Source organism: Halomonas sediminis, from assembly GCF_044871105.1.
In the GTDB taxonomy this organism is placed as follows: Bacteria; Pseudomonadota; Gammaproteobacteria; order Pseudomonadales; family Halomonadaceae; genus Vreelandella; species Vreelandella zhuhanensis.
This window is the reverse complement of record NZ_CP085246.1, coordinates 2,408,101-2,431,681: the sequence shown is the minus strand read 5'-3', so window position 1 is coordinate 2,431,681 and position 23,581 is coordinate 2,408,101. Positions and strand designations below refer to the sequence as shown.

Sequence of the window (23,581 nt, the reverse complement as noted above, 5' to 3'; positions counted from 1 at the left end):
GTTGCCGTCTCGATTGCTGGGAGGCCAAGGTTAGCTGTTAGAATAACTGTCTTCTATCTTGCCCTCTGGAGCCGTTTTGATAATGGATGATCGCTTTAATGAGCTGACATTTTATGAGCCAGCATTTCATGACCTATGACGTGGTGGTGGTCGGCGCCGGTGCCGCAGGGCTGATGTGTGCACTGACAGCCGGCTATGCCGGACGCCGAGTGCTGGTAGTCGATCATGCCAATAAAGCCGGCAAGAAGATTTTGATGTCGGGGGGTGGGCGCTGTAATTTTACCAATCTCGCCACGACGCCAAAACACTTCACCTCGGCCAATCCGTCTTTCTGCATCTCCGCTCTAAAACGCTACCGTCCGGAACACTTTGTCGAACTGGTGGAGCGACACGGCGTCGAGTACGTGGAAAAGGCCCCGGGCCAGTTGTTCTGCGCAACCTCGGCAAAGGAAATCGTTGCCTTGCTGCTTACCGAATGTGAATGGGCGGGCGTTACGGTTCAGTTGAAAACCCGGATTGATCGCGTCGAGCGCCAAGGCGAGGGCATGCGCCTGGTAACGTCGTCCGGCAAGGTGGATGCAGGTGCGGTGGTGGTGGCCAGCGGTGGGCTATCGGTTCCGAGCATGGGCGCCAGCGGCTTCGGCTATGATATCGCCCGCCAGTTCGGCATCGAGGTGACGCCCACGCGCCCCGGCCTGGTGCCATTTACCTTGAGTGACCCTTGGAAAGCGCGCGCCGCCGAGCTTTCGGGGCTCAGCCTGCCGGTAGCCGTCAGTTGCCAAGGTAAGCGTTTCGAAGAACCGCTGCTGTTCACGCACCGGGGGCTTTCAGGGCCTGCCATGTTGCAAATTTCCAGCGTCTGGCAACCGGGTGAGTCACTCGAAATAGACCTGTTGCCCGGCGAAAGCGTTTTTGAACAGTTATGTCTGGCACGCAGAGAGACACCCAAGCGGCAATTGGCTACCTGGCTGGGAGAGCGCTTTCCAAAACGCCTGGCTCAGGCGCTGCTTGGCTGGTATCCCGACCCGGGCCTGGCGGGTGGCACCTTGGCGGAATGCTCCAACGCCACTCTACAGGCGTGGGCCGAACGGCTTAATCAGTGGCAGATAAAACCCGCCGGCACGGAAGGCTGGCGTACAGCGGAGGTAACATTGGGCGGTGTGGATACGAATGCGATTTCTTCGCGTACATTCGAAGTCAAGGCCTTGCCACAGCTGCGCTTTATCGGTGAAGTGCTGGATGTTACCGGCGAACTGGGTGGATACAACTTTCAGTGGGCCTGGGCAAGTGGGGTGGCCTGCGGCAACTCTATTTAAGTACTATTTAAGATATTGCCGAAACTTGCGCACCACGACATACCCCGCCAAGAGGCGCTTGGCGTTGTGCAGCATTCGATAGGGGTGGCGCAGGCTGTGCCAAGCCACTAGGCCACCCGCCATGTAGAGCGGCGTTTTCAAACGCTTGAGACCGTTGTCGAAAGATTGGCCGGCACGCAGAAAACGCTCACTTTCTACCAGAAGGTCGATACGCTGCTGCTCGAGCAGCGTCAGCAGCGCCTCTTTACGCTCCTGGCGAGTCAGAGAAGAAGGGTTAGCGTCTCGATTTGTCATCATGAGCATCCGCTTCCAGCAGGTTTCGGTCAGCCGCCAATTGGTTCAAGGTTTCCTTGAGCAGGGTATGGGTGCGGGCTTGTTTGCCGGCAAGAAGTGCGAGAATGCCGCTCAATGCAAGTAGCACGCCAGCACTACCGGCAATCGCGATGAGACGGTAGCTATCCCAGAAGATAACCACGACCAGCGCCGTCAAGGTGGCGATGCCCAGCAGGAGAAGCACCAAGCTGGCGCCTGCCAATAGCAGTAGAGACAGCAGGCGGGAACGCTCTTCCTCAAGCTCAAGAACCGCCAGGCGTAACCGTGTTTCTCCTCCGGAGAGAAGCGTTTTCAGTAAGCGCTTGGCGGCTTCGAATACCCGTTGGGTAGGACCCAGTGCCATCAGCGCCGCCCGAGCAACATACCAATGATCATACCGGCGGCAGCACCGATACCAATACTGGTCCAAGGATGGTCGCGCACATAACGGTCGCAGGCATCTGCCTGATAGTTAATGTTCTGACGCGCATTGTCATAGATATGTTCGCCACGCGACTCAAGCCGCGAACGCGTTTCCTTCAAGCGCTTCTCAGCACGATCACGCATTTCACGCATTTCGCCGGAGGCATCCTTGGCAGTGGCGTTAACCAGTTCTTCCACCGTCTCACTTAGGTAACGCAAATCCTGTTTTAGCTGATCCGTGCTTGTTGGTGTTTCCGTGGAATGTTTAGCCATTCAGATTTTCCTCTAACGGTTAGGTGACATACCCAGCATAGCAGCCGTAGGCCGGGACACAAGTTACCTATCAATTATTAACGATTGAAACCGCTGGCACTGAAAACGGGATTTAGACTGACTCCCAAGCTTAGGCGGTGTACGCGATGATCATAATCGACCAGGCTTTCTCCATAGCCGTAATAGTACTGTATATGGGCGCGCAGACTATTGAATGCCGGCCAGCTGTAATCCAGCTGAGTGCCGATATTGCCAGCGCTGGGATTGCCGCGCAATTGAGTACTGACTTCATGGTTATCGTTAAGGCGTTTACTCAGCCGGATATCACCATAGCCTAGGTAGCGGTCGATATCGGGGTTGTCATCCTCACTTTCAGATTCCGGTATGCGCCAATGAGGCGCCAAGGTCAACGCCCAATCGCCATGCTGCAAGGTAGTCTCCAAATACAGCCGATTCCAACTGCGTGAAAGCTCTTGTGAACGGCCGTTGGACTGGTGGTTCAGGGCGATCCGATTGCGAGTGTTGACCCAGCCGAAAGCATTCCAGGCATTATCGAAATCGATGAAGATTTCCGGCTCGTAATTGGTTTCGCGAAACGGCGAGGAGGCATCGGTATTGTAGGCTTGCCACCAGCTGCGTTGGGTGTATGCGAAGTAAAGATCACCATGGTCACCGAAAAGTCCTTCGATCAAGTTGACTTTAGTGCTGAACTGAAACTTTATTTCCGCCTTGTCCGGGCTCGCCTCTGACGATAATTGGCGAAATGCCTCGCGGTTGGGGTTCACGTTGTAGCTAACCGGGAAGAGGTAGTTTGTCCGATGGGTGGTGATCGAAAACGGATTACGGCTTGATTCTTGCTCAAGGTGGCGACGTTCATTGAGGTCCTGGAAAGCGGCCACCTCGGGGAGCGTTTCGGGGGCTTCTTGCTGATTTGTCGAGTCGGTAATCTCTCGCCGTTGTTGTTGAAGCTCGAATAGCTCAGCACTGAGGGCCCTGATGCGTGCATCGATGTCCTGTGTATCGTTTTCGGCTGATGCACTCAAAGGGAGCATGCCAGCAATCATGAGGGCAACCGTGACCAAGCATTTTCTAGCACCTCCTTTTACATCCACCATTTTTCCAGAAGACAATTCATCACTACATGAGTTTTTAATACAAGTATTTTTAATACATGGGTTTTCGACGAGCATGGCAACAATCCATGAGAAAAAAGAGAAGGGTAAAAAAATGGAAGGCGGTTTCCATGATGCCATATGAGCAAGTCAACTTCCGTGATTGCCAAGCACAACCATTGGTTCGACAATACAACGCCTGTCCGGTTCCGGGCTATTGCGCGAGTAAACAGCAGTGGCATATGGTGTAAATAATAGCTTGAAAATCGCGATTTTCTCAGTAATTTGGCGCTGGCGCTGAATTTCCGACCAGTGCCTCGGTTGGTGCGCCAGGCTGCGAGAACCCTCGGGCATCCGACCTGGAACTGCAGGTGTTCCGCTTGAGGACGGCATCGAGGTTGGACATCCTGAACGTGAAGGAAGTCGTCGACATTCTGGCGCAGATGGCGGACGCGCCGGACATGGCCGCAGGTGTTGATGAGCGACCGGCGCGCGCCCAGCATCGGATCGGGGTGCTACGGGACAAGGCCATGGTGAGATTGCGATCCCCGCCGGGCTGCGTCAATTCGAGGTCGATACGCGGGCGTCTGTCCAGAGCACCGTTTGCGGGATGTCGGAAATGGCGGGTGCCCTGAACGGTGGTGCTGTCTTTCGCTACACTTACCACACGCCTGATCATCGGCGATATGCAGAAATTGATTGTCAGCGAAGACTACAAAATGGACGGAGAAATTGGGTTTAAGGTTGCAGAACTGGCGCTTTTTGAGTTATGGCCTGTACAGCTTCAATTTCGAGTGACGCAACGTCGTCAATATGGGGAACTGGAAAGCATCCATTCAGCGTAACCGGGCATGCAGTAGAAATTCCCGGTTACCGTCGCTGCCGGTAATCGGGCTTTCCTGCCAATGCAGTACCTCAAAGCCGCACATTTCGCAGGCGGCTTGGATGCGTTGTCGCACCTCGGAGTACCGGCTGGCATCGCGCACGATACCCCGCGTATCGACGGCATCCGGCCCCAGTTCAAATTGGGGTTTTACCAGTGATACAAGCTGTCCACCGGGTTTAAGTACGCTGGCGATTTCTGCAAGAATCAGGGTTTGTGAAATGAACGATACATCCATCACCGCGATACTGGGGGGCTGGGCTTGAAGTGCCGTGATGACTCTTTCGGACTGGCTCAAATAGCGTGCGTTGATGCCTTCCAGGCATTCCACGCTTGAATCGCCGCGCAAGCGCTCATCAAGCTGACCGTGGCCGACTTCAATGCCCACCACCCGTGCTGCGCCATAGTGTAGTGCACAGTCGGTAAAACCTCCGGTGGACTGACCGATGTCCAGCACGCACTGGCCTTTCAGGCGCAGCGCCAATGCTTCCAGCACGGCTTCAAGTTTTAAACCCGCGCGCGAAACATAGCGTTCTTCGGGGTCGTCCTCGACACACAGTCCAGTGGTTTCAGCAAGCTTTTCACCAGGCTTGCACAGCACTCTGCCATCTTCCATCAGCGAAACCCGCCCATGACGAATCAAGCGCTGAGCACGGGTGCGTGAGCGCGCCAGCCCTTGGCTGAGCAGCAGCTGGTCAAGTCGGAGCATGTAAAAAATTCCGTGAGGAGTAAGCCGCCAGTATAGCGTTTCATTGTAAGGCGTAGCTATCGGGAGGGTCTGGTTGTCATGCCAGCGCCGCCATCCAGTCGACGGCGTTGGCATGCTGGAACAATGGTGTTATTTGACCGGGGCTTGAGTGGCTTGAAAGTCCGTGGGCGGTATGCGTGACGCTCCCCAACTGCGGAACAAGTAGCCTTTTACGTTTTCCAGTTCGGTATCCGACACTTTGGCAAGATCGCCTCGCTCCAAAGGGTCGTAATGGAAGATGTACAAGCGCGAGGCAAACTGCTCGATGGGCAGGGATGCCTCACCGAAGCGTTCGCCGCTGCCGGCGGTACCTACCTTGACCTCATCTCCCCAATCCTGGCCGCTATCGTTGTTGGGGTTGTAGAAATACACACGCATCACCTCGCGCGGGTCAAGAGTGATACGCAAGATGGTGATAGCGTGCCAACCAATGAAGCGGGCGGCGCTGTCGGTAAACGCAATGCCGGCGGGCTGGGGGTGAATCAGGGGCTGGTTGCCATTGTAGTAGGGATGGTAGCTGGCGTAGAAATGCCGCAAGAAATCGTCCACCTCGAAGAGGTTGCCGGTGGCGACATCCACATTGATGCGAAAGCCACGGCCCGACCACCAGCCGTGGAATTCCGGGTTGACCCAGCGGTGCGGATCACCTTCACGTCCCACGCAACGTCTACCCATTTCGGCATAGATCCGATCTAGGTGCGGTACCACCAACAGCGATACTGGATCAAGGTCCATGGGCAGTTCGGTGGCTACCCCGGAAAGGCTGGCCATGGAGGAAATCGGCTGGCCTTCGAAGTGCATGATGATCTCGTCATCACGTGCGGCCCAAGCCACCATCTGCAACAGGTAATCGGGGTCGTTGTAGGCCCACATGGAGAGCGCGCGTGCCGACTGACAGGTGGGGTTGTTGCCTTGCCCGACCCCCAGCGGCATACCCAGCATGCAAACCACGCCTTCCAGCAAACGTGCCCGTGGTGAAGCGCTGTCGCCGTAAGTCAGGGTCAAGCGGGCTTCGGACCATTCGGAAAGTACAAGCCCGAGCTGGCGCCACATGGCGGGGGCAACCGGCGGTTGATAAAGAATGCCGCGTTCCAGCATCAAGGAAAGCCCATACAGTGCCTGGGACGTGGCCGGATAGACACCGCCTCGAATCAAGGCATGGACCAACTCCCGATAGCACATTAGGCAATCGCGCCCGGTCGAGGAGAGCCCTAGCGTTTCGGCCACCAGGTTGTCATTTTCTTCGAGCAAATGGCGCAACAGTACCGGATGATAGGGCGAAACCAGGCCGGTATCGTGCATGGCGCGAGCAAAGCCGGTCGCCTCGGCCTGGAGTGAGGCTTGGTCCATATGGTCGAGACGTTCGCGATACACATCGAGTCCGGGGTCTTCACGGCATGCCTGGGTCGGGCCGAACAGGGAACTAACCAGACGGTCGGCTCCCTGACCGCTGCTTCCCAGATCGATTTCCGGGTTGGCTTGGCACAGGGCTATCTGCATGATCATTTGCTTGATCGAATCGACCTGGATTGGACGTTGCTTGAGAATTCGCCAGATTTCCTCGATTAGTTGATCGATGACGTGTTCGTAACCGATTCGCTCGGCGAGATGCTGAAACAAATGGCGTGGAATAATCGCCAGGCGTCCCTGGGTTTCACGCTCGGCTTCGCTAGGAGTGCTGAACAACAACCACAGATTGATCGCCATGGTTTGGGTCAGATAGTGGTGGGCATGTTCGGCGGAAATTTGGTCATGAATGTAGTCCCCCTTGGCAACCGCCAGCAGGCGCAGTTCGCTCAGGGACTCGATGACCACCACATTGGGGTCGGCGCTTTTCAATGCATGAGGGGTGAGGCTGGGCACCAGATACTGAGGCGTTTCCCAGTCGGAACCAGCGAACACGCCAGCTGCCTCCAGTGCCTGGGCGCGTTGCTCGATAGCGGCCGCTCCGCCCTCCTGAAGCAATACACGGCGAGCGGTATCCAGCACGCGCGGCAGTTTTCCGGGCTTGGAAAAGGCTGGCGCCTGCAAAAGCAGGCGCACGGCGTCATCAAGCTTGGCCAACAGGCCGGTCAATTTCTCATTGCTTGGTGGCGATACACTATTATCAGTAGTCACAAAGACTCCTTATCCCGGCGATTGCCTGGGATTATACATAGAAGTCGAGCTCTTCCTGATGTTTCAGTAAGTCGCGCAGGGTATGCGCATCGTCGCCCTTGAAGTAAATAAGCCCCCAGTGAGTACCGAAAGCGGTTCGCTTGGTCACGGTTTCTTCCATGGGCGCGGTCAGTTCATGCGACTCGAAGTAAGGGTGGTCTTCGGTTTCCTCGGGAATTTCCAGACGGCTTACCACGCGGCGACGGGGATACACCCCAAAGCAACCGGCGAAGCCATCGGCATCCACGACTTCCTTGGGGAAAAAGGCCGCGACTTCTTCCGAGGTGCTCTTGGGGTCAAATACCAGCATGGAGGCCTGGTAGGCATTAAAGCCGTAGACCTTTTCCAGCAGCTCGAACACCTTAAAGCCGGGCGGACGATAGGCCACTTCCCCAAAGTACATCTCACCATCGCTGGTGACAAAGTACTCAGGATGGATCAGGCCGAACTCGATGTCGAATGCCTTGATCAGCTTCTCGATCTGCTGGGTGATCTGTTCGCGGTATTTTTCCAGCTCCGGCGAGGCGGGAACGAACACTGAATATCCGAGCGTCACGTATTCGGAAATGTTCAGAAAGACGATCTTGCCCTTGTGGACCCAGGCTTCCACGGCGAATTCCCAACCATCCAGGTGCGACTCCATCAGCACCGGGAATTCCTCGTCGGGAATGGTATCGACTTCATCCGGGGTGCGGATGACGCGGTGACCAAGGCAGCCGGCCTTGTCAAACGCTTTAAGGTGAATCGGGTCGTTGGGATCGCCATCGAGCTTGAGCAGCGTCTGGTTGACGCGCTTTAGGAAACGCACCACATCTTCCTTGTCGTGGGCTTCTTCGAAAATGCCCACACGGATACCGCCCAGCTGCGCCCGACGTTTCATCAAGGCCTTGTCGCGCAACAGCAGCGACTGGCCGTAGATGCGGGGGTTATCCAGCAGCACGGAGTTGATCGCACCGGCCCATTCCACGGTTTCTTCATACAGCGGAATGGCCACGTCAACGCCTTTTTCCTTTAATGTTTCGGCGATTTCGATCGAGCGGTCGTTCAAACGCTCGAAGTTCCAGGGCACGTAGGGTATGTCATGTTTCTGGCAATAGTCTTCCGCCCAATCGGGGGCCACCACAATGTAACGCCGGTCAAAATTTTCGGCCGCTTCGATGGCGTTCAGGCTCCAGCCCAGCAGGGCGATATAGCCCTTGTTCGGATCCTTTTGCATAGTGATGACTCCGTTATTGATGAAATAGTTGATAGCTGGTGCTCTGTTTCCCATCCCGCACCGCCCCTATCTACCATAGACGAGAGTTGCATAGGCTGGCTAGCGTTGTCATTGCTCGTACAGCTAACGCAATGCTGTCGAAAAGCACGGATGGACACCGTAACCCTCGAGGTTTCAGGAAGTGAATGTGATAATCTAGTCGCAGGTATTATCAATTTCCAGTGACATCATTCAGCGCAAGAGGAACGGGCCAAGATGGCGGCCAAGCCGATCTATCGTGTCGTAGTGCACCAACAGGGTGAAATTTGGGATTTATACGTCAGGGAGATCTTTCAAAGCGAACTCTGGGGCTTTATCGAGGTCGAGGAGTTTGTGTTTGAAGATCCCGGTCGACTGGTAGTGGATACTGCCACAGAGAAACTCCAACGTACCTTCGAAGGCGTCAAGCGCAGTTACCTGCCGCTGAACGCTATCGTGCGTATTGACGAAGTGGAGCGTGAAGGGCCTCTCAGGGCGGTAAAAAGTGAATCAAGCATCGCTGAATTTCCCCGTCCGTTCCCCTTGCCTCCACGAGGTGAATGAGCCTTTTTTGGGCGAATGGAGCGGGTAGAAGTCATGGGCAGGTAGGTGTTTACAATTCAGGACAGGGTCAAATGCGAGTAAATTTATCTCATCCCCCTTTTTCGCGTCTCGCGGTGGGTATGCTGCTGGGTGCCACCAGTCTGATGATGCTGGCTCAGCAAGCGGAGGGTAACGCTTGGGTTTCTGAAGAGCTGACCACTTATGTGCGCAGCGGCCCAACCGATGGCTATCGGATCATCGGGACACTCACCGCAGGTGAGCCGGTAGAAGTGTTGGAAACCAGTGGTGACTACGCTCGCGTGGAAAATAGCGAGGGTGACACTGTTTGGGTGCTGAGCAAGGAGCTACAGGAAACGCCCAGCGCTGGTGAGCAATTGCCGGTATTGGAGGCGCGGGTCGAAGCATTGAGTGCCGAGCTTGAAGGAATCAATGAGACGTGGGAGCAGCGAGTCGCCTCCATGACCCATACCCTGGAAGTTCGTGAACAGCGAATTGCCGAGCTTGAAGTGCGCAACAATGAGCTGGACAGCGAAACGGAACAGTCGCGCCAACAGGTGCGGGCGCTTCAAGCGCGACTCGATACCCAAGAAGAAGATTTGTTGATGCGTTATTTCATGTACGGCGGCAGTGTCGCCGGGGCGGGTTTGCTGGTGGGCTTGATCGTGCCGCATTTGCCGCGTCGGCGTAAAAAACGCGACCGTTGGTTCTAGAGCATGAGCCTCGAATGGATGACACGCTGGCGGGAAGGGCGGATTGGGTTTCATTTGAATGACGTCCACCCCGCTCTGGAGCGCTACTGGCCGCAACTGGGAGTGCCTCCCGAAACCAAGGTGCTGGTGCCGCTGTGTGGCAAAAGTCTGGATATGCGCTGGTTGGCTCAGCATGGCTATCCGGTCCTGGGCATCGAGTTGGTGCCGGAAGCCATCGAGCAGTTTCTGGCCCAGTGCCAGGGCGAAGTGTCACGCTATCGCCAGGCTGGGTTTGATGTATCGCGCCAAGGCAGCATTGAGTTGTGGTGCGGTGATTTCTTTCATCTGCATATTCAGCAGGCGGCTGAAATCGGAGCATTTTACGATCGTGCCTCCTTGATTGCCTTGCCACCGGCCGGACGCCAGCGTTATGCCTTTCATCTGGCTCAACTGATTCCGCCCGGGGCGAAGGGCTTGCTGATAAGTCTGACCCACGAAAAGTCTAACGCCGGGCCGCCTTTTAGTGTGCCGGCGCAGGAAATTCAAGACGTATTTTCTCCCAACTTTCGCCTGACCCATCTGGAAGACAGTGCCTCGGATGCCATGGGCAGAGCCGAGTCGGTATGGGCGCTCGAGCGTCGCGGTCCGTGGGACTGGCTAGCGAGCCAGAAGTCCGGCTAGTTCCGGGTCCCCGAAGGCGCGGTCCAGCCCATCACTGAGCAAGTCATTGAGCATGCGGGTGTTGCTGTCACGATCGGGTTTGATCGCATAGCCCTGGGTGCGGCGTGACGTGTAGGTGCCGATATAGGTAGTGCCCTGATGGCTGGCTTCGGCACGAAATACCGCTTCCAGGCGCGCTTCATCGATCAATGCCTGGCCGCTGTCACCGCGAACATAGGCCAGATTGTCAAGCACCAGAACAAGTCTCGGGCGGCCCTCGGCAGGTTCCTGGGTTGGAGTGAAGCCCATATCGCGCACGGCACGTTCGGCCTCTTTCTGAAGGTGCGGAATCAGCTCATGACTACTCACGGTGATATGCGCCGACGACATGCCTTTACCGGTACGATTGCCAATGATGTCACTGTCGCGCCCGTCCTGAGCAATTACCGTGACTTTCTGGCCTTGGCCTACCTGGGGAACACTGGCGGAACGTTGGGGGTTAAGTTGTAAGTAGTGGGGGCTAGCACAGCCGGCCAGCCAGAGGCTGACCAGCAAAATAATAAACCCATGAAAGAAATGACGCTGCAGCATGGTGACGCTCCCTGGCGCAAGACAAAAGCAAGACAAAAAACCTCGGCGAGTATAGCGCGGGCCTTGCCCCAGGCAAATGCTCATGCCGTGCTGGGTGAAGGAGAGAGGCTAGGCGATCGCTGGGCAAAGCGATGCCAGCGACGCGGTTCGACATAAAGCCGTTGGCCTCGGGTTAACTGCAGGCGCTCGAAGTCAGCGTGCCTGATGGTGGCAAGCCAGGGGTTGGCCAGCCAATCAGCCTCCAACTCGACACGGACTTCAGCGCCCACCGGAACGGTAGCGGTAACCGTCACCGGTAAGTGAGCATGCGCAGTGGGCGTTTCGATCAATCTGAGTTCATGGGGGCGAAGCAGTAGCTCTTCGTGACCATCGGGTAAATCCACGTCCAGGCGTGCATCGCCGCAGGTCAGAATGCCGTTCTGTACCTTGCCTTCCAGATGATTGACATCCCCCAGGAACTCGAACACAAAGCGGTTGGCCGGATGACGATAAAGCGTTTCCGGGGTATCGATCTGTTCGATCTTGCCGTTGCTCATCACCACCACCCGGTCGGAAAGCTCCAGCGCTTCTTCCTGATCGTGGGTGACGAACACGCTGGTGAAGTTGAGTTCGTCATGCAGGCGGCGTAACCAGCGGCGCAAGTCCTGGCGGACTTTGGCATCGAGAGCACCAAATGGCTCGTCCAGCAGGAGAACGTCCGGCTTGACTGCCAAGGCGCGGGCCAGCGAGACGCGCTGTTGCTGCCCACCGGAAAGCTGGGCGGGGAAGCGGTTGGCGAAGTCTTCCAATTTGACCATTTCCAGCAAGCGAAACACTCTGGTACGAATCTCGCCGGCGCTAGGGCGTCGGTTGCGCGGCATGACTTTCAAACCGAAGGCCACGTTTTCGTAGACGCTCATGTGCCGAAACAGGGCGTAATGCTGAAAGACGAATCCGATACGCCGGTCACGCACATGCACATGGGTTACATCTCGCTCGCCGAACAGGATCTTGCCCGAGCGGGGATGGGTGTCGGCACTTTCCAGCCCGGCAATGATACGCAGCAGGGTGGTTTTACCCGAGCCGGAGGGACCCAACAGGCCGACCAGTTCACCTTCGTGAATGTCCAGGTTGACCGGCTCCAGCGCTCGGGTATTACCGAAATGCTTGGAAATCTGCTGAAGACGAATGCTCATAAAAATGCCTCCCGGCGCGATGCGCGCCATTCAAGCCCTGCCTTGGCTGCCAGAGTCAACAAGGCGATCAAGGCCAGCAAAGCTGCGCAGGCAAAAGCCCCCACGGCATTATAATCCTGGTAAAGCTGTTCCAGGTGCAGCGGCAAGGTGTTCGTCTGTCCGCGAATGGCGCCGGAAACCACCGATACCGCACCGAATTCGCCTACGGCGCGAGCGTTGGTGAGTATCACGCCATACAGCAGTGCCCAGCGAATGTTAGGCAGGGTGATACGCCGAAACGTGGTCCAGCCCGAAGCGCCGAGTACCACTGCCGCTTCTTCTTCCTTGGAACCTTGGGCCTGCATCAGGGGGATCAGTTCCCGGGCCACGAAAGGGCAGGTCACGAAGATAGTCACCATGACGATGCCTGGCCAGGCGAACATCAATTGAATGTCATAGTTATCCAGCCAGGCGCCCAGCCAGCCGGTACGCCCGTATAGCAGAAGATAAATCAAGCCTGCCACGACCGGTGATACAGCGAAGGGGATATCGATCAAGGTCTGCAGTATCCGTCGCCCCGGAAAGCTGAAGCGAGTGACCAGCCATGCCAGGGCCACACCGAATACCAGGCAGACAGGGATCGTCAGCACAGCAACGAACAAGGTCAGGCCGATGGCGGACAGGGTATATTCGTTGCTGACATTGTCCCAGAACACCGCCACGCCCTGGGCGAATGCTTGGGCGAAGATCGCCACCAACGGCAACAGCAGAAATAGCGCGGCAAGACACAGGGCGGCACCGATCAATAGGCGCCGTACAGCTGGAGAATCACCAATGCGTCTCATCAGCCTTTTCCTCCATGCAGGCGCCGTATGAAGCGCCCTTGCCAGATGTTGATGGCCAGCAGTAGCGCAAGTGACACGAACAACACCACCGAGGCGATCGCCGAAGCCCCGGCATAATCGTATTCCTGCAATTTGACGAAAATCATCAAGGCGGTGATCTCGGTTTCATAGGGCATGTTGCCGGCAATGAAGATGATCGCTCCGAACTCGCCCAAAGAGCGTACGAATGCCAGGCCGGTGCCGGTGACCAGTGCCGGCCAAAGATGCGGCAGGATGACTCGACGAAAGGCGACACCGTCGGTTGCGCCCAGCGACATGGCCGCCTCATCCACCTCTATCGGCATGTCTTCCAATACCGGCTGCACCGTACGCACTACAAACGGAATACTGGTAAAGGCCATGGCCAGGGCGATCCCCACCCAGGTATAGGCGACCTGGAACCCTAACGGTTCCAGCAAGCGGCCCATCCAGCCATTGCTGGCATAAAGGGTGGCCAGGGTAATGCCGGCAACTGCTGTGGGTAGGGCGAAGGGCAGATCCATCAGCGCATCGAGAAGCCGCTTGCCGGGAAAGCTGTAGCGTACCAGCACCCAGGCCAGCAACAAGCCGAACACAGCATTGATCAGCGCCGCCACGGCAGCAGCGCCGATCGTCACCATATAGCTTGCCACCACTCGGCCTTCGGTGATGATGGCCCAGTATTGCGCCAGGCTGAGGCCAGCCAGCTGCCCGAACAGACCGGTCATGGGTAATAGCAGCACCAACGAAATGAAGGTGACGCTGATGCCCATGGAAAGGCCGAACCCCGGCAGCACACGGGTGCTACCGGAGCGAAACAGGGCGTTGGGTTTTAGAGCGCTTGATTTTAAAGCATTAAGTTTCATGCGTTGAGGTTACCGACGCTGAAGCTGGTCAAGGAGAGCACCCCCTGCGAAGTGAGTTTCCATGGCCTCATTCCAGCTGCCGAAGACATTTTCCACTTCCAGAAGTTTGGTTGCCGGAAATTGATCAGCGAATTCGGCGACGACGTCTTCATGGTGAATCCGATAGTTGAAACCGGCGAGCAAACGCTGGGTATCTTCTCTATAGAGATATTCCAAGTAGCTGCGGGCGAGGTCCATATTACCGTTGCGTTCGGCGTGTTCTTCCACCACGGCGACCGGGAATTCGGCCAGAATGCTTACCGGCGGCACGATGACTTCATAATCTTCCGTGCCGTACTCGCCGCGAATGTTATTGACCTCGGACTCGAAACTGATCAGCACATCGCCGATACCACGCTCGATAAAGCTGGTGGTAGCCCCGCGACCGCCGGTATCGAACACTGAAACATTACCCAGGAAGGTGCGCATGAAATCATGGATCTGTTGTTCGTCGCCATCGAACTGATCCTCGGCAAAGCCCCATGCCGCCAGGTAGGTATAGCGGCCGTTGCCGGATGTCTTGGGATTGGGAAACACGATGTCGACGTCTTCACGCACCAGATCATCCCAGTTTTCGATGCCCTTGGGATTGTCCTTGCGCACCAAAAAGGCGGTGGTGGAATAATACGGTGAGGCATTGTTGTCGAATTGGCTCTGCCAGTTCTCGGCGACCAGGCCGGCGTCGGCCAGTACCTGAACATCGGTTACCTGATTGAAAGTGACGACGTCGGCACGCAAGCCCTGCATGATGGCGCGTGCTTGCGCGGAAGAGCCGCCGTGAGACTGCTGGATGAGAACGTCCTCTCCTTCGTTTTCCTGCCACCAGGCCTCGAATTCAGGGTTGATGGCGGAAAACAGTTCACGCGCAATGTCGTAAGAGGAGTTCAGCATCTCGCGGTCTTGAGCAAGCGCCGGGGTGGAAACGCCGACACCCAGAGCAAGAGCAAGAACGCTGCGCCGCAAATAGAGAGGAAATGTCATGGGGTACTCCTTGTTCGGTAAACCTGACTAATTGTTGGGCGGTCAGGATTTAATTGAGAAAAAGGGTAGCCCTGTTATTATGGAATTACAATCCTGTTTATTATTCTTTTTTGAAATATAGGTGTACCTTGGGAGTGCGCAGAACGCCTGTGCAGTGTCGCTTGCTCTGGTAAAATGCTGGCCTGTTGTGCTTCGCTACTTCATTTTTCCGCTGCTTTATTCTGGATGACACCATGACCGCAACGTCACGCGATTTCCTGATAGCTCCCTCGATTCTCTCCGCCGATTTTGCCCGGCTGGGGGAGGAAGTGGATAACGTCCTGGCCTCAGGGGCTGATATCGTGCATTTCGATGTCATGGACAACCACTACGTCCCCAACCTGACCATCGGCCCGATGGTATGTGAGGCGTTGCGCAAACATGGCGTGACGGCGCCTGTCGATGTGCACCTGATGGTCAAACCGGTGGATCGTCTGATCGGCGATTTTATCGATGCCGGGGCCACCTATATTACCTTTCATCCGGAAGGCTCCGAACATATCGACCGCTCGCTACAATTGATTCGCGAAGGCGGCTGCAAATCCGGCCTGGTATTCAACCCGGCGACGCCGCTTTCGTACCTGGATTACGTCATGGACAAGGTCGACATGATTCTACTGATGAGTGTCAATCCGGGTTTCGGCGGCCAGAGTTTCATTCCAGCCACGCTGGACAAGGTGCGCGAGGCGCGGGCGCGTATCGACGCCTCGGGGCGAGACATCCGTCTGGAAGTGGATGGCGGCGTAAAAGCAGATAACATCGTGGAAATCGCTCGTGCGGGCGCTGATACCTTTGTTGCCGGTTCAGCAATTTTCAAGGCGCACCAATCCAGTGACCCCCATGGCTACGACAGCGTCATCCGGCAGATGCGTGAGCAATTGGCGCAAGGCTAAAGAGAGCAGATATAAAGAGGTCGTGATAAAGAGAGAAAATATGCATCCAATACTGGACGACAAGCGCCTGTTGGCGTTTGATCTTGATGGCACCCTGGTCGATTCCGTGCCCGACCTGGCGGTGGCAGTGAGCAAGGCGCTGCGCGAGCAAGCACTGCCCGAACCGCAGGAGGAAGAAGTGCGCGACTGGGTGGGCAATGGTTCCTGGGTATTGATGGAGCGCGCCTTGAACTGGGCATTGGGCGAAACGCCGACGCCGAGCCAATGCGAGCAGGGACACAGCGATTTTCTTTACCATTATGGCCTTGCGCCTATTGTCCAGACGCGTTTATACCCCGGGGTCAAGACGACGCTGGACGCCCTGGCTAGGCTTCCCTTGCACCTGGTGTTGGTGACCAACAAGCCCGAGCGTTTCATTGAGCCGATCCTCGCTCATTTCGGTTTGGCCGAGCATTTCTCGCGGTGTCTGGGGGGCGACTCCCTGCCGCGCAAGAAGCCCGACCCGCTACCGCTTACCCATTGCGCTGAGCATTTTGGCATTTTGCCCGCGCAATCTTTGATGATAGGCGACTCGCGTCATGACATCGCTGCCGGCAAGGCGGCGGGCTTTGCGACATTGGCCGTGCCTTACGGCTACAATCATGGACAGCCTATCCGCCTCAGTGAGCCTGATGTGGTGCTCGACTCCCTGGAGCAGCTGCTTTCGCCTGTTCCCCATGCAACAAGGACCGCTTGATGATGACCCCGGAACGCTTCCAAGAACTCAGCCTCGCCGGCTATAACCGTATTCCGGTTTCGCTAGAGGTGCTGGCGGACCTGGATACGCCGCTTTCTACTTACCTGAAGCTGGCCAATACGCCCTGGACCTTCCTGTTGGAGTCGGTTCAAGGTGGCGAGAAGTGGGGGCGTTACTCGATCATCGGCCTGCCCAGCCACGAGCGTATCGAAGTCCGCGGTTTCACGGTTCACCATATTCGTGACGGTGAAACACAGGGCGTGACCGAAGTGGAAGATCCGCTGGACTGGATAGAGAAGTTCCAGGCTCGCTTCAAGGTGCCCAAGCTGGATGACCAGCCACGCTTCGATGGTGGCTTGGTGGGCTACTTCGGCTACGAGACCATTCGTTATATCGAACCACGCCTGCGGGGAGTGGAAAAACCCGATCCCCTGGGCGTGCCGGATATCTTGTTGATGGTGTGCAATGACCTGGTGGTGTTCGATAACCTTTCCGGGCGTTTGACCCTATGGACCCACGCCGACCCTGCCGACCCCCAGGCCTTGGCGCAGGCGCAGGCCCATTTGCAGCGACTTGAAACGCGGCTGCGTGAAGCGCGTGTCGACCCGAAAAGCAGTGGCAGTGGTCGTTGCGCGGTTCAGGAAAGCGATTTCAACTCCGGTTTTACCGAAAGCGGCTTCAAGGCGGCGGTGGAAAAAATCAAGGAGTACGTCCTGGCGGGTGACATCATGCAGTGCGTGCCGTCTCAGCGCATGTCGATTCCCTATCAGGCCTCGCCGCTGGATTTGTATCGGGCATTGCGCAGCTTGAACCCTTCGCCGTACATGTTCTATTTCAACCTTGATGATCATCAGGTGGTGGGTTCCTCGCCGGAAATTCTTACCCGCCTGGAGGGTGATGAAGTGACCGTGCGGCCCATCGCCGGTACCCGTAAACGCGGCAAAAACGAAGAGGAAGACAAGGCGCTGGAGGCGGACCTGCTTGCCGACCCCAAGGAAATCGCCGAGCACCTGATGTTGATCGACCTGGGGCGCAACGACGTGGGGCGCATCAGTGAAATCGGCAGTGTCGAAGTGACCGATCAGATGGTCGTCGAGCGCTATTCGCATGTGATGCATATCGTTTCCAACGTCACCGGCAAGCTCAAGCTGGGCCTGACGGCGATGGATGCCCTGCGCGCCACTTTTCCGGCGGGCACGGTATCCGGTGCGCCCAAGATCCGGGCACTGGAAATTCTCGATGAGCTCGAGCCGGTCAAGCGTGGGGTTTATGCCGGTGCCGTGGGTTATCTTTCCTGGCACGGCAATATGGACACCGCCATCGCGATTCGTACTGCCGTGATCAAGGATGGCCAGCTGCATGTTCAGGCCGGCGCGGGTATCGTCGCCGATTCAGTACCCGAGATGGAGTGGCAGGAAACCCTGAACAAGGGGCGGGCGATTTTCCGTGCAGTAGCCATGGCCGAACGCGGCCTGGATAACCTCGACGAAAGCTGAGGCTAGGCCGGAAAGAAGGGAGTGCAACTATCGTGGCGTCAGCCGTGCTTGTAGCGTTGGCGTCGCCATTGCCGGGCGATAAGCCCATGAGAAGGCGACAGCAGCAAAGCCAGCAGAAACAGGGTGGTGGCTACCAGTACGATTGCGCCGCCCGAGGCCACATCGAACGTCACCGAAAGCGATAACCCGATGACCGCCGACAACACCCCGACGCCCACCGACAAGCCCAGCATGACGGCAAAACGATCCGTAAGCAGGTGGGCCGTGGCTCCCGGTGTGATCAGCATGGCCACCACCAGGATAATGCCCACGGTTTCCAGGCTGGCGACGATAGTCAGGGTCAGAAGCAGGATCAGCCCGTAATGAATCAAGCCGGTATTGAAGCCCAAGGCCTGGGCCTGTTGTGGGTCGAAGGTATAGAGCAACAAAGGGCGGTAGGCCAGTCCCACAGCGACCACTGCCAGCACGCCGGAAAATAGCGTGAGTAACAAGGCGGAAGGCTGCACCCCGAGCACATTGCCGAACAGGATATGCATCAGGTGAGTGTTAGAGGCGATCTTGCTGATGATGACGATGCCCAGAGCAAAGGCGGCGGTGAACATCAAACCCATGGCGGCATCGGACTTGATCCGGGTATGACGTTCTATGGCGCCGATGCCGAGTGAGGTCAAGGCGCCAGTAATAAAGGCGCCGACGAAAAACGGCCAGCCCAAGAGATAGGCAATTGCCACCCCTGGAAGAACCGCATGGGAAATGGCATCCCCCAGCAACGACCAGCGCTTGAGTACCACGAAGCAGGAAAGCATGCCGCATATCGCACCGACCAGTATCGAGGTCAGTAGGGCGCGTTGCATGAAGGCATACTGAAAGGGCGCGGCCAGTGATTCGGGAAGCCAGCCAACGATTACCATCAGGGCATTGATCAACAGCTCGACCAAGGAAAGGCCCAGCATCTCGAATGCTTGCATTATTGCCACTCCACGGTTGAATCAAGCGGGGTGGCCACCGCCATGCGTGCCAGCATCTGTTCGCTCAACATCTGCTCAGGTACACCTTGGTCGACCACACCGCGATTGATCAGGACCACATGGTCGGCATGCTGGCGTGTTCCCACCAAGTCGTGGGTTACCATGATAATGGTGCGTCCGGCACTGCGCTGTTGTGCCAACACCTTCAGAATCAAGCGTTCACTGACTGGATCGACTCCTGCCAGGGGTTCATCCAGCAGCAGTACCTTGGCATTTTGCGCTAAAGCGCGCGCCAGCAATACGCGTTTTTTCTGCCCGCCGGAAAGTGCACCGATGGGTCGCCTGGCAAGATCCGACATGTTCACTGCTTTCAAAGCCTCTTCAACGGCCTGGTGATGCGCCCGATCAGACCAGCGAGGAGGCAATAGTCGACGCCAGATGGAATCTTGGCGCATGAGACCGTAGCGTGCGGTCATCACGGCTTCTTTTACCGAGATCGGAAAATCCCATTCGATGGCTTCGCGTTGTGCCATATAAGCAATGGTGCCGGCCCGGCGGTGCTCGGAAAGGGAGCCGCCGAATACCTGAATTAAGCCTCGTAGAGGCTTCATGCTGCCAATCAGCAAATGAAACAAGGTCGATTTTCCAGCCCCGTTGGGGCCGATAATGGCCGTCCATTGATGGGCCTTCAGCCGCAGGTTGATATCCATGAGTACTGGCTGGCCGTCATAGGCGGCGTAGATCCCCTGAATGTCGACTGCAGGTGAGTCAGGCTCTGAAGTCACTCCTGATTTCCCCCGAGAGTGTCGCGCAAGAGTCTTGCGTTGTGGCGCATCAATGCGAAGTAATCAGCTGCCGGCCCTTCAACGGAACTTAGCGAGTCGACATAAAGCGGTCCTGCTATCTCAACCTGAGTATCGCGAGCTACGGCAGTGACGTGACGGTCGGAGATGGTGCTCTCCCAGAAGAGTGCCTTGGGTTGGCGGCTATTGACCAGGTCGATCACACGCATGACTTGGCTTGGGGTACCTTCGGTTTCGCTATTGGTGCCCCAGATGCCGTTATGGGTAAAGTCATAGGCATTGGCAAAATAGGAAAATGCCGCTTCGCTGGTGATCAGCAGGCGCTGGTTGTCGGGAATCGCACTGAGCAACTCGGTCAATTCATGGTGCAGTACATAGAGGGCGTTGACGGTGTCTTCAGCACGTTGATGAAAGGCATCGGCGTGGGCGGGTTGTTGCGCGGCAAGCGATTCGGCAATCACATTGACATAGGCGGCGGCTGCACGCGGGTCCATCCACATATGCGGGTCGGACTCACCTTCGTAGTCACCGGTGACAATCGGCAAGGGGGGATAATCGGCTTGCGCGGCCAGTTCCACCAAGGGTACGTCTGCAGATAAGGTCGCCCTGACCTGAGACATCCACTGTTCCAGGTTGAAGCCATTATAGAAAACGATGTCGGCATCTTCCAAGGCCATGAAGTTACTGGGGGTGAGTTCCCAGTCATGCGCTTCGGCACCGCGAGGGGTGAGCGAGGTGACATTGCCGTGCTCACCGGCGACACGTTCTATCAAATCGGCGGGAACAGAGAAGGTGGCTACGATTTCGAGGGGAGTATGGTTATCGGCATGGGCCGTTGTCACGCTTGCCATCAATCCTATGTTGAGCAGACCTAGATTTAGTGAAAAAACTCCTGAAAAAACAAAGGCTTTTCCGTAGCTCCACATCTTGTGCATATCGCGCTCCCGGCAATCATGATAATGCTGACGATGATAGAGACTGCACGGAGCTCTTACCAGCATCAATAAACTATCGCTGTTAGACACATTATCAATTGTTTTCACTAAGTGTTGCCCTGAGCACTGGTGCGACCACGCAATAGCAGCGTAGCACCCAACCACACCAGACGGTACAATCGGCCTTAATACCAACGCATGCCGCGCCGCAGCTCATAGAATTGTGAGTAATCGCATAAGGCAGGAAAACAAAGCCTATAGGAATCAAAAGCTTATGCCTAAAAAGGTTTTGATGATCGATAACTACGACAGCTTCACCTTCAATATAGTGCAGTACTTGGGGGAGTTGGGCGCCGAGGTGCTGACCTATCGTAACGATGAAATCACTGTGGAAGAAATCGAGGCAATCGGGCCAAGCCATCTGGTGATTTCCCCAGGCCCCTGCACCCCCAATGAGGCGGGTATCTCAATGTCGGCAATCGAGCATTTTGCCGGCAAACTTCCGATTCTGGGGGTTTGCCTGGGCCATCAGGCGATCGGCCAGGTGTATGGCGGCGAGGTGGTTAGAGCGCCGCAAGTCATGCATGGTAAAACCTCCGCCGTCGAGCATGACGGTACAGGCGTGTTTGCCGGCTTGGACAATCCCTTGGAAGTCACGCGCTATCACTCCCTAGTAGTGGCAAGAGAAAGTTTGCCTGGCTGTCTGGAAGTGACCGGCTGGACAAGCAAGGAGGACGTGACGCCCGACTTGATCATGGGGTTGCGCCATCGCGATCTGGATATAGAGGGGGTACAGTTTCATCCCGAATCGATCCTGACCCACCAGGGCCATGAGCTACTGGCCAATTTTCTCAAGCGTGGCTCGAGCACGGTTTAAAGTTTAGGCGCGGCTTATTAAAGCTTAGATAAGTGCCATGCTGTGCTATCCAATTACCTGAACGCGAGGACGTCCTTTTCATGCAGATGCGAGATGCCATCAACGCGGTAATGCGCCGTGAACACTTATCCTTCGAAGATACCCATAGCGTCATGCGGCAAATCATGACCGGCGAAGCCACCGATGCTCAGGTCGGTGGGTTCTTGATCGGGCTGGCCATGAAAGGAGAAACGGCTGAAGAGATCAGTGCCGCCGCTCAAGTCATGCGTGAACTGATGAATCGCGTCTCGATCCATGCCGAGAATGTGGTCGATATCGTGGGCACCGGGGGGGACGGTGCCAACCTTTTCAATGTGTCGACTGCGGCAAGTTTCGTGGCGGCTGCCGGTGGCGCTCATGTCGCCAAGCACGGCAATCGCAGTGTGTCTTCGTCTTCCGGCAGTGCGGACCTGTTCGATGTGGCGGGAATTTACCTGGATCTCAAGCCAGAACAGGTCGGGCGCTGCATCGAGCAGGTCGGGGTAGGGTTCATGTTTGCGCCCAACCATCACCCGGCGATGCGTTATGCCATCGGCCCAAGGCGGGAAATGGGCGTGCGCACCCTGTTCAATATCCTGGGACCGCTGACCAATCCAGCAGGTGCGCCGAATCAGGTATTAGGGGTCTATGCACCGGAACTGGTGCCGTTGATGGCGGAGGTGCTGCAGCATCTGGGCAGCCGCCACGTCATGGTGGTTCACTCCGAGGATGGCCTGGATGAGATTTCTCTGGCGGCACCTACCCAAGTAGCGGAATTGAAAGATGGTGCGATTACTCAATACACCATCACACCGGAAAGCCTGGGCATCGAACGCCAGAGCCTGGCCGCGTTGCAGGTAGCGAGTGCCGAAGACAGCCTGCGCCTGGTGCGTGCGGCCTTGGTGGGCGATGGCGCAGCCGCTGATATGGTGGCCTTGAATGCCGGCGCTGCCCTTTATTGCGCCGGGATTGCCGATGACTTGAAAGAGGGCGTGCTGCTGGCCCAGGATGCTCAGGCATCCAAGTTGCCGCTGGAAAAAATGAACGAGCTGGCGAATTTCACCCGGGTCTTCCGTTGAGTGCTATTTCTGTCCTTTTTGCGATGAGATTTTCATGAATCAAACTGTCACCCCCACCATTCTGACCCGTATCCTGGCGCAAAAAGAGGCAGAGGTCGCCGAACGTCGTCAGGCGGTGTCTGAAGCCGATCTGCTGGCATTGGCGGTAGAACAAACGGCGCCACGTGGCTTTATCCAGGCGTTGACACAACGCATCAAGGCGGGTGAGCCCGGGGTGATCGCCGAGATCAAGAAAGCCTCTCCCTCCAAGGGCGTTATCCGGGAAGACTTCGATCCAGCTGAGATTGCCATAAGTTATGCTCAGGGTGGCGCGGCTTGTTTATCCGTGTTGACCGACGCGAACTTCTTTCAAGGCCATGAGGATTATCTGATTGCCGCTCGCGATGCCTGTGATCTGCCGGTAATCCGCAAGGATTTCATTACGCATGGCTATCAGGTATCCGAGGCACGAGCCATTGGTGCCGATTGCATATTATTGATTGTAGCGGCGCTGGATGACAGCCAGTTAGTGGATCTTAATCGACAAGCCATCGAGCTTGGCATGGATGTGCTGGTCGAGGTTCATGATGCGCAGGAGCTTGAGCGAGCGCTCAAGCTGGGGCTTTCTCTGGTGGGTATCAACAACCGTAACCTCCACACCTTCGAGACGCGCCTGGAAACTACCCTGGAACTATTACCGCTGATTCCCGCTGAAACGGTAGTGATTACCGAGTCAGGCATTCATGAGCAGGCGGATATCCAGCGCATGCGCAGCCACCACGTTCACGGTTTTCTGGTAGGCGAAGCCTTCATGCGCGAGGAAAAACCGGGAGAAGCCCTGCGCCGCCTGTTCTTCACGGCGTAGGGCGTCGTTACGCTTTATAAAGAGCAGA

At 56.5% G+C, this 23,581-nt stretch carries 27 protein-coding genes; 12 read left to right on the top strand and 15 right to left on the bottom strand.

Going from position 1 to position 23,581, the window contains the following annotated elements:
* The first annotated feature begins 128 nt into the window (after positions 1–128).
* Positions 129–1,316 (top strand): BaiN/RdsA family NAD(P)/FAD-dependent oxidoreductase, encoded by a 1,188-nt coding sequence (locus LG290_RS11560; RefSeq protein WP_499837092.1) that lies wholly within the window; start codon positions 129–131, stop codon positions 1,314–1,316.
* Positions 1,317–1,319: 3 nt separating this feature from the next.
* Here LG290_RS11560 and LG290_RS11555 read toward each other — a convergent pair whose 3' ends face one another.
* The 4 genes from LG290_RS11555 to LG290_RS11540 all read right to left on the bottom strand — a co-directional run bounded on the left by LG290_RS11555 (position 1,320) and on the right by LG290_RS11540 (position 3,376).
* Positions 1,320–1,613: a YqjK family protein gene (locus LG290_RS11555; RefSeq protein ID WP_499834942.1), complete on the bottom strand. Its 294-nt coding sequence runs from the start codon at positions 1,611–1,613 to the stop codon at positions 1,320–1,322.
* Complete coding sequence (locus LG290_RS11550; RefSeq protein ID WP_499834941.1) at positions 1,591–1,992, bottom strand: phage holin family protein; 402 nt, start codon at positions 1,990–1,992, stop codon at positions 1,591–1,593. Before LG290_RS11550 ends, LG290_RS11555 begins: the two co-directional genes overlap by 23 nt.
* A complete protein-coding gene (locus tag LG290_RS11545) occupies positions 1,992–2,324 on the bottom strand; it encodes an ElaB/YgaM/YqjD family protein (RefSeq protein WP_160417918.1) in 333 nt (110 codons plus the stop codon). Before LG290_RS11545 ends, LG290_RS11550 begins: the two co-directional genes overlap by 1 nt.
* Before the next feature lie 77 nt (positions 2,325–2,401).
* Positions 2,402–3,376, bottom strand: coding sequence for a phospholipase A (locus LG290_RS11540; protein ID WP_499834940.1), 975 nt, complete (start codon positions 3,374–3,376; stop codon positions 2,402–2,404).
* 22 nt (positions 3,377–3,398) lie between these two features.
* Here LG290_RS11540 and LG290_RS11535 point away from each other — a divergent pair, with 22 nt between their 5' ends.
* Both LG290_RS11535 and LG290_RS11530 read left to right on the top strand, forming a co-directional pair.
* Positions 3,399–3,581: a hypothetical protein gene (locus LG290_RS11535; RefSeq protein ID WP_499834939.1), complete on the top strand. Its 183-nt coding sequence runs from the start codon at positions 3,399–3,401 to the stop codon at positions 3,579–3,581.
* Between the two features lie 493 nt (positions 3,582–4,074).
* Positions 4,075–4,281, top strand: coding sequence for a hypothetical protein (locus LG290_RS11530; protein ID WP_160417920.1), 207 nt, complete (start codon positions 4,075–4,077; stop codon positions 4,279–4,281).
* Here the strand turns inward: LG290_RS11530 and LG290_RS11525 are convergent.
* The 3 genes from LG290_RS11525 to LG290_RS11515 form a co-directional block, all read right to left on the bottom strand.
* Positions 4,273–5,028, bottom strand: a complete 756-nt coding sequence (locus LG290_RS11525) for a TlyA family RNA methyltransferase (protein WP_499834938.1) — start codon at positions 5,026–5,028, stop codon at positions 4,273–4,275. The two genes, LG290_RS11530 and LG290_RS11525, sit on opposite strands and share 9 nt — an antisense overlap.
* A gap of 129 nt (positions 5,029–5,157) precedes the next feature.
* A complete protein-coding gene (locus LG290_RS11520; RefSeq protein ID WP_499834937.1) occupies positions 5,158–7,185 on the bottom strand; it encodes a hypothetical protein in 2,028 nt (675 codons plus the stop codon).
* Positions 7,186–7,216: 31 nt separating this feature from the next.
* Positions 7,217–8,440 (bottom strand): ATP-grasp domain-containing protein, encoded by a 1,224-nt coding sequence (locus LG290_RS11515; protein WP_160417923.1) that lies wholly within the window; start codon positions 8,438–8,440, stop codon positions 7,217–7,219.
* 255 nt (positions 8,441–8,695) lie between these two features.
* Here LG290_RS11515 and LG290_RS11510 point away from each other — a divergent pair, with 255 nt between their 5' ends.
* From LG290_RS11510 to LG290_RS11500, 3 genes are all read left to right on the top strand, one after another.
* Positions 8,696–9,022: a DUF1820 family protein gene (locus LG290_RS11510; RefSeq protein ID WP_160417924.1), complete on the top strand. Its 327-nt coding sequence runs from the start codon at positions 8,696–8,698 to the stop codon at positions 9,020–9,022.
* Between the two features lie 71 nt (positions 9,023–9,093).
* Positions 9,094–9,732, top strand: a complete 639-nt coding sequence (locus LG290_RS11505; protein ID WP_499834936.1) for a TIGR04211 family SH3 domain-containing protein — start codon at positions 9,094–9,096, stop codon at positions 9,730–9,732.
* A gap of 3 nt (positions 9,733–9,735) precedes the next feature.
* Positions 9,736–10,392 carry a thiopurine S-methyltransferase gene (locus LG290_RS11500; RefSeq protein WP_499834934.1) on the top strand — a complete coding sequence of 219 codons (657 nt, stop codon included), beginning with the start codon at positions 9,736–9,738 and terminating at the stop codon, positions 10,390–10,392.
* Here the strand turns inward: LG290_RS11500 and LG290_RS11495 are convergent.
* The 5 genes from LG290_RS11495 to cysP form a co-directional block, all read right to left on the bottom strand.
* On the bottom strand, positions 10,369–10,962 hold the full coding sequence (locus LG290_RS11495; protein ID WP_499834933.1) for a YajG family lipoprotein: 594 nt from the start codon (positions 10,960–10,962) through the stop codon (positions 10,369–10,371). The genes LG290_RS11500 and LG290_RS11495 overlap by 24 nt on opposite strands.
* Positions 10,963–11,042: 80 nt before the next feature.
* A complete protein-coding gene (locus tag LG290_RS11490; protein WP_499834932.1) occupies positions 11,043–12,137 on the bottom strand; it encodes a sulfate/molybdate ABC transporter ATP-binding protein in 1,095 nt (364 codons plus the stop codon).
* Entirely contained in the window at positions 12,134–12,961 is an 828-nt protein-coding gene (gene cysW, locus LG290_RS11485) for a sulfate ABC transporter permease subunit CysW (protein ID WP_499834931.1), read from the bottom strand. Before cysW ends, LG290_RS11490 begins: the two co-directional genes overlap by 4 nt.
* Positions 12,961–13,845 carry a sulfate ABC transporter permease subunit CysT gene (gene cysT / locus LG290_RS11480; protein ID WP_160417929.1) on the bottom strand — a complete coding sequence of 295 codons (885 nt, stop codon included), beginning with the start codon at positions 13,843–13,845 and terminating at the stop codon, positions 12,961–12,963. The genes cysW and cysT overlap by 1 nt, the downstream gene beginning before the upstream one ends.
* 9 nt (positions 13,846–13,854) lie before the next feature.
* Positions 13,855–14,865, bottom strand: a complete 1,011-nt coding sequence (gene cysP / locus LG290_RS11475; RefSeq protein ID WP_499834930.1) for a thiosulfate ABC transporter substrate-binding protein CysP — start codon at positions 14,863–14,865, stop codon at positions 13,855–13,857.
* A gap of 233 nt (positions 14,866–15,098) precedes the next feature.
* On the opposite strand from cysP, the gene rpe reads away from it, so the two are divergent.
* Genes rpe through trpE form a run of 3 tightly spaced genes read left to right on the top strand, consistent with a single transcriptional unit; the run spans position 15,099 to position 18,029 of the window.
* Positions 15,099–15,797, top strand: coding sequence for a ribulose-phosphate 3-epimerase (rpe, locus tag LG290_RS11470; RefSeq protein ID WP_160417931.1), 699 nt, complete (start codon positions 15,099–15,101; stop codon positions 15,795–15,797).
* A gap of 40 nt (positions 15,798–15,837) precedes the next feature.
* Entirely contained in the window at positions 15,838–16,533 is a 696-nt protein-coding gene (locus LG290_RS11465) for a phosphoglycolate phosphatase (RefSeq protein ID WP_499834929.1), read from the top strand.
* Between the two features lie 2 nt (positions 16,534–16,535).
* The gene (trpE, locus tag LG290_RS11460) at positions 16,536–18,029 is read left to right on the top strand and encodes an anthranilate synthase component I (RefSeq protein ID WP_499837091.1); all 1,494 of its coding nucleotides are present in this window, start codon (positions 16,536–16,538) and stop codon (positions 18,027–18,029) included.
* A gap of 38 nt (positions 18,030–18,067) precedes the next feature.
* Here the strand turns inward: trpE and LG290_RS11455 are convergent, their stop codons facing one another.
* The 3 genes from LG290_RS11455 to LG290_RS11445 are packed head-to-tail and all read right to left on the bottom strand — an operon-like array spanning position 18,068 to position 20,651.
* The gene (locus tag LG290_RS11455; protein WP_499834928.1) at positions 18,068–18,997 is read right to left on the bottom strand and encodes a metal ABC transporter permease; all 930 of its coding nucleotides are present in this window, start codon (positions 18,995–18,997) and stop codon (positions 18,068–18,070) included.
* Positions 18,997–19,782 (bottom strand): metal ABC transporter ATP-binding protein, encoded by a 786-nt coding sequence (locus LG290_RS11450; protein ID WP_499834927.1) that lies wholly within the window; start codon positions 19,780–19,782, stop codon positions 18,997–18,999. Before LG290_RS11450 ends, LG290_RS11455 begins: the two co-directional genes overlap by 1 nt.
* A complete protein-coding gene (locus LG290_RS11445) occupies positions 19,779–20,651 on the bottom strand; it encodes a metal ABC transporter solute-binding protein, Zn/Mn family (RefSeq protein ID WP_499834926.1) in 873 nt (290 codons plus the stop codon). Before LG290_RS11445 ends, LG290_RS11450 begins: the two co-directional genes overlap by 4 nt.
* Positions 20,652–21,009: 358 nt before the next feature.
* Here LG290_RS11445 and LG290_RS11440 point away from each other — a divergent pair, with 358 nt between their 5' ends.
* From LG290_RS11440 to trpC, 3 genes are all read left to right on the top strand, one after another.
* Positions 21,010–21,612, top strand: coding sequence for an anthranilate synthase component II (locus LG290_RS11440; protein WP_499834925.1), 603 nt, complete (start codon positions 21,010–21,012; stop codon positions 21,610–21,612).
* A gap of 80 nt (positions 21,613–21,692) precedes the next feature.
* Positions 21,693–22,709 carry an anthranilate phosphoribosyltransferase gene (trpD, locus tag LG290_RS11435; protein ID WP_499834924.1) on the top strand — a complete coding sequence of 339 codons (1,017 nt, stop codon included), beginning with the start codon at positions 21,693–21,695 and terminating at the stop codon, positions 22,707–22,709.
* 34 nt (positions 22,710–22,743) lie between these two features.
* Positions 22,744–23,553 carry an indole-3-glycerol phosphate synthase TrpC gene (gene trpC / locus LG290_RS11430; RefSeq protein ID WP_499834923.1) on the top strand — a complete coding sequence of 270 codons (810 nt, stop codon included), beginning with the start codon at positions 22,744–22,746 and terminating at the stop codon, positions 23,551–23,553.
* Positions 23,554–23,581: the final 28 nt, after the last annotated feature.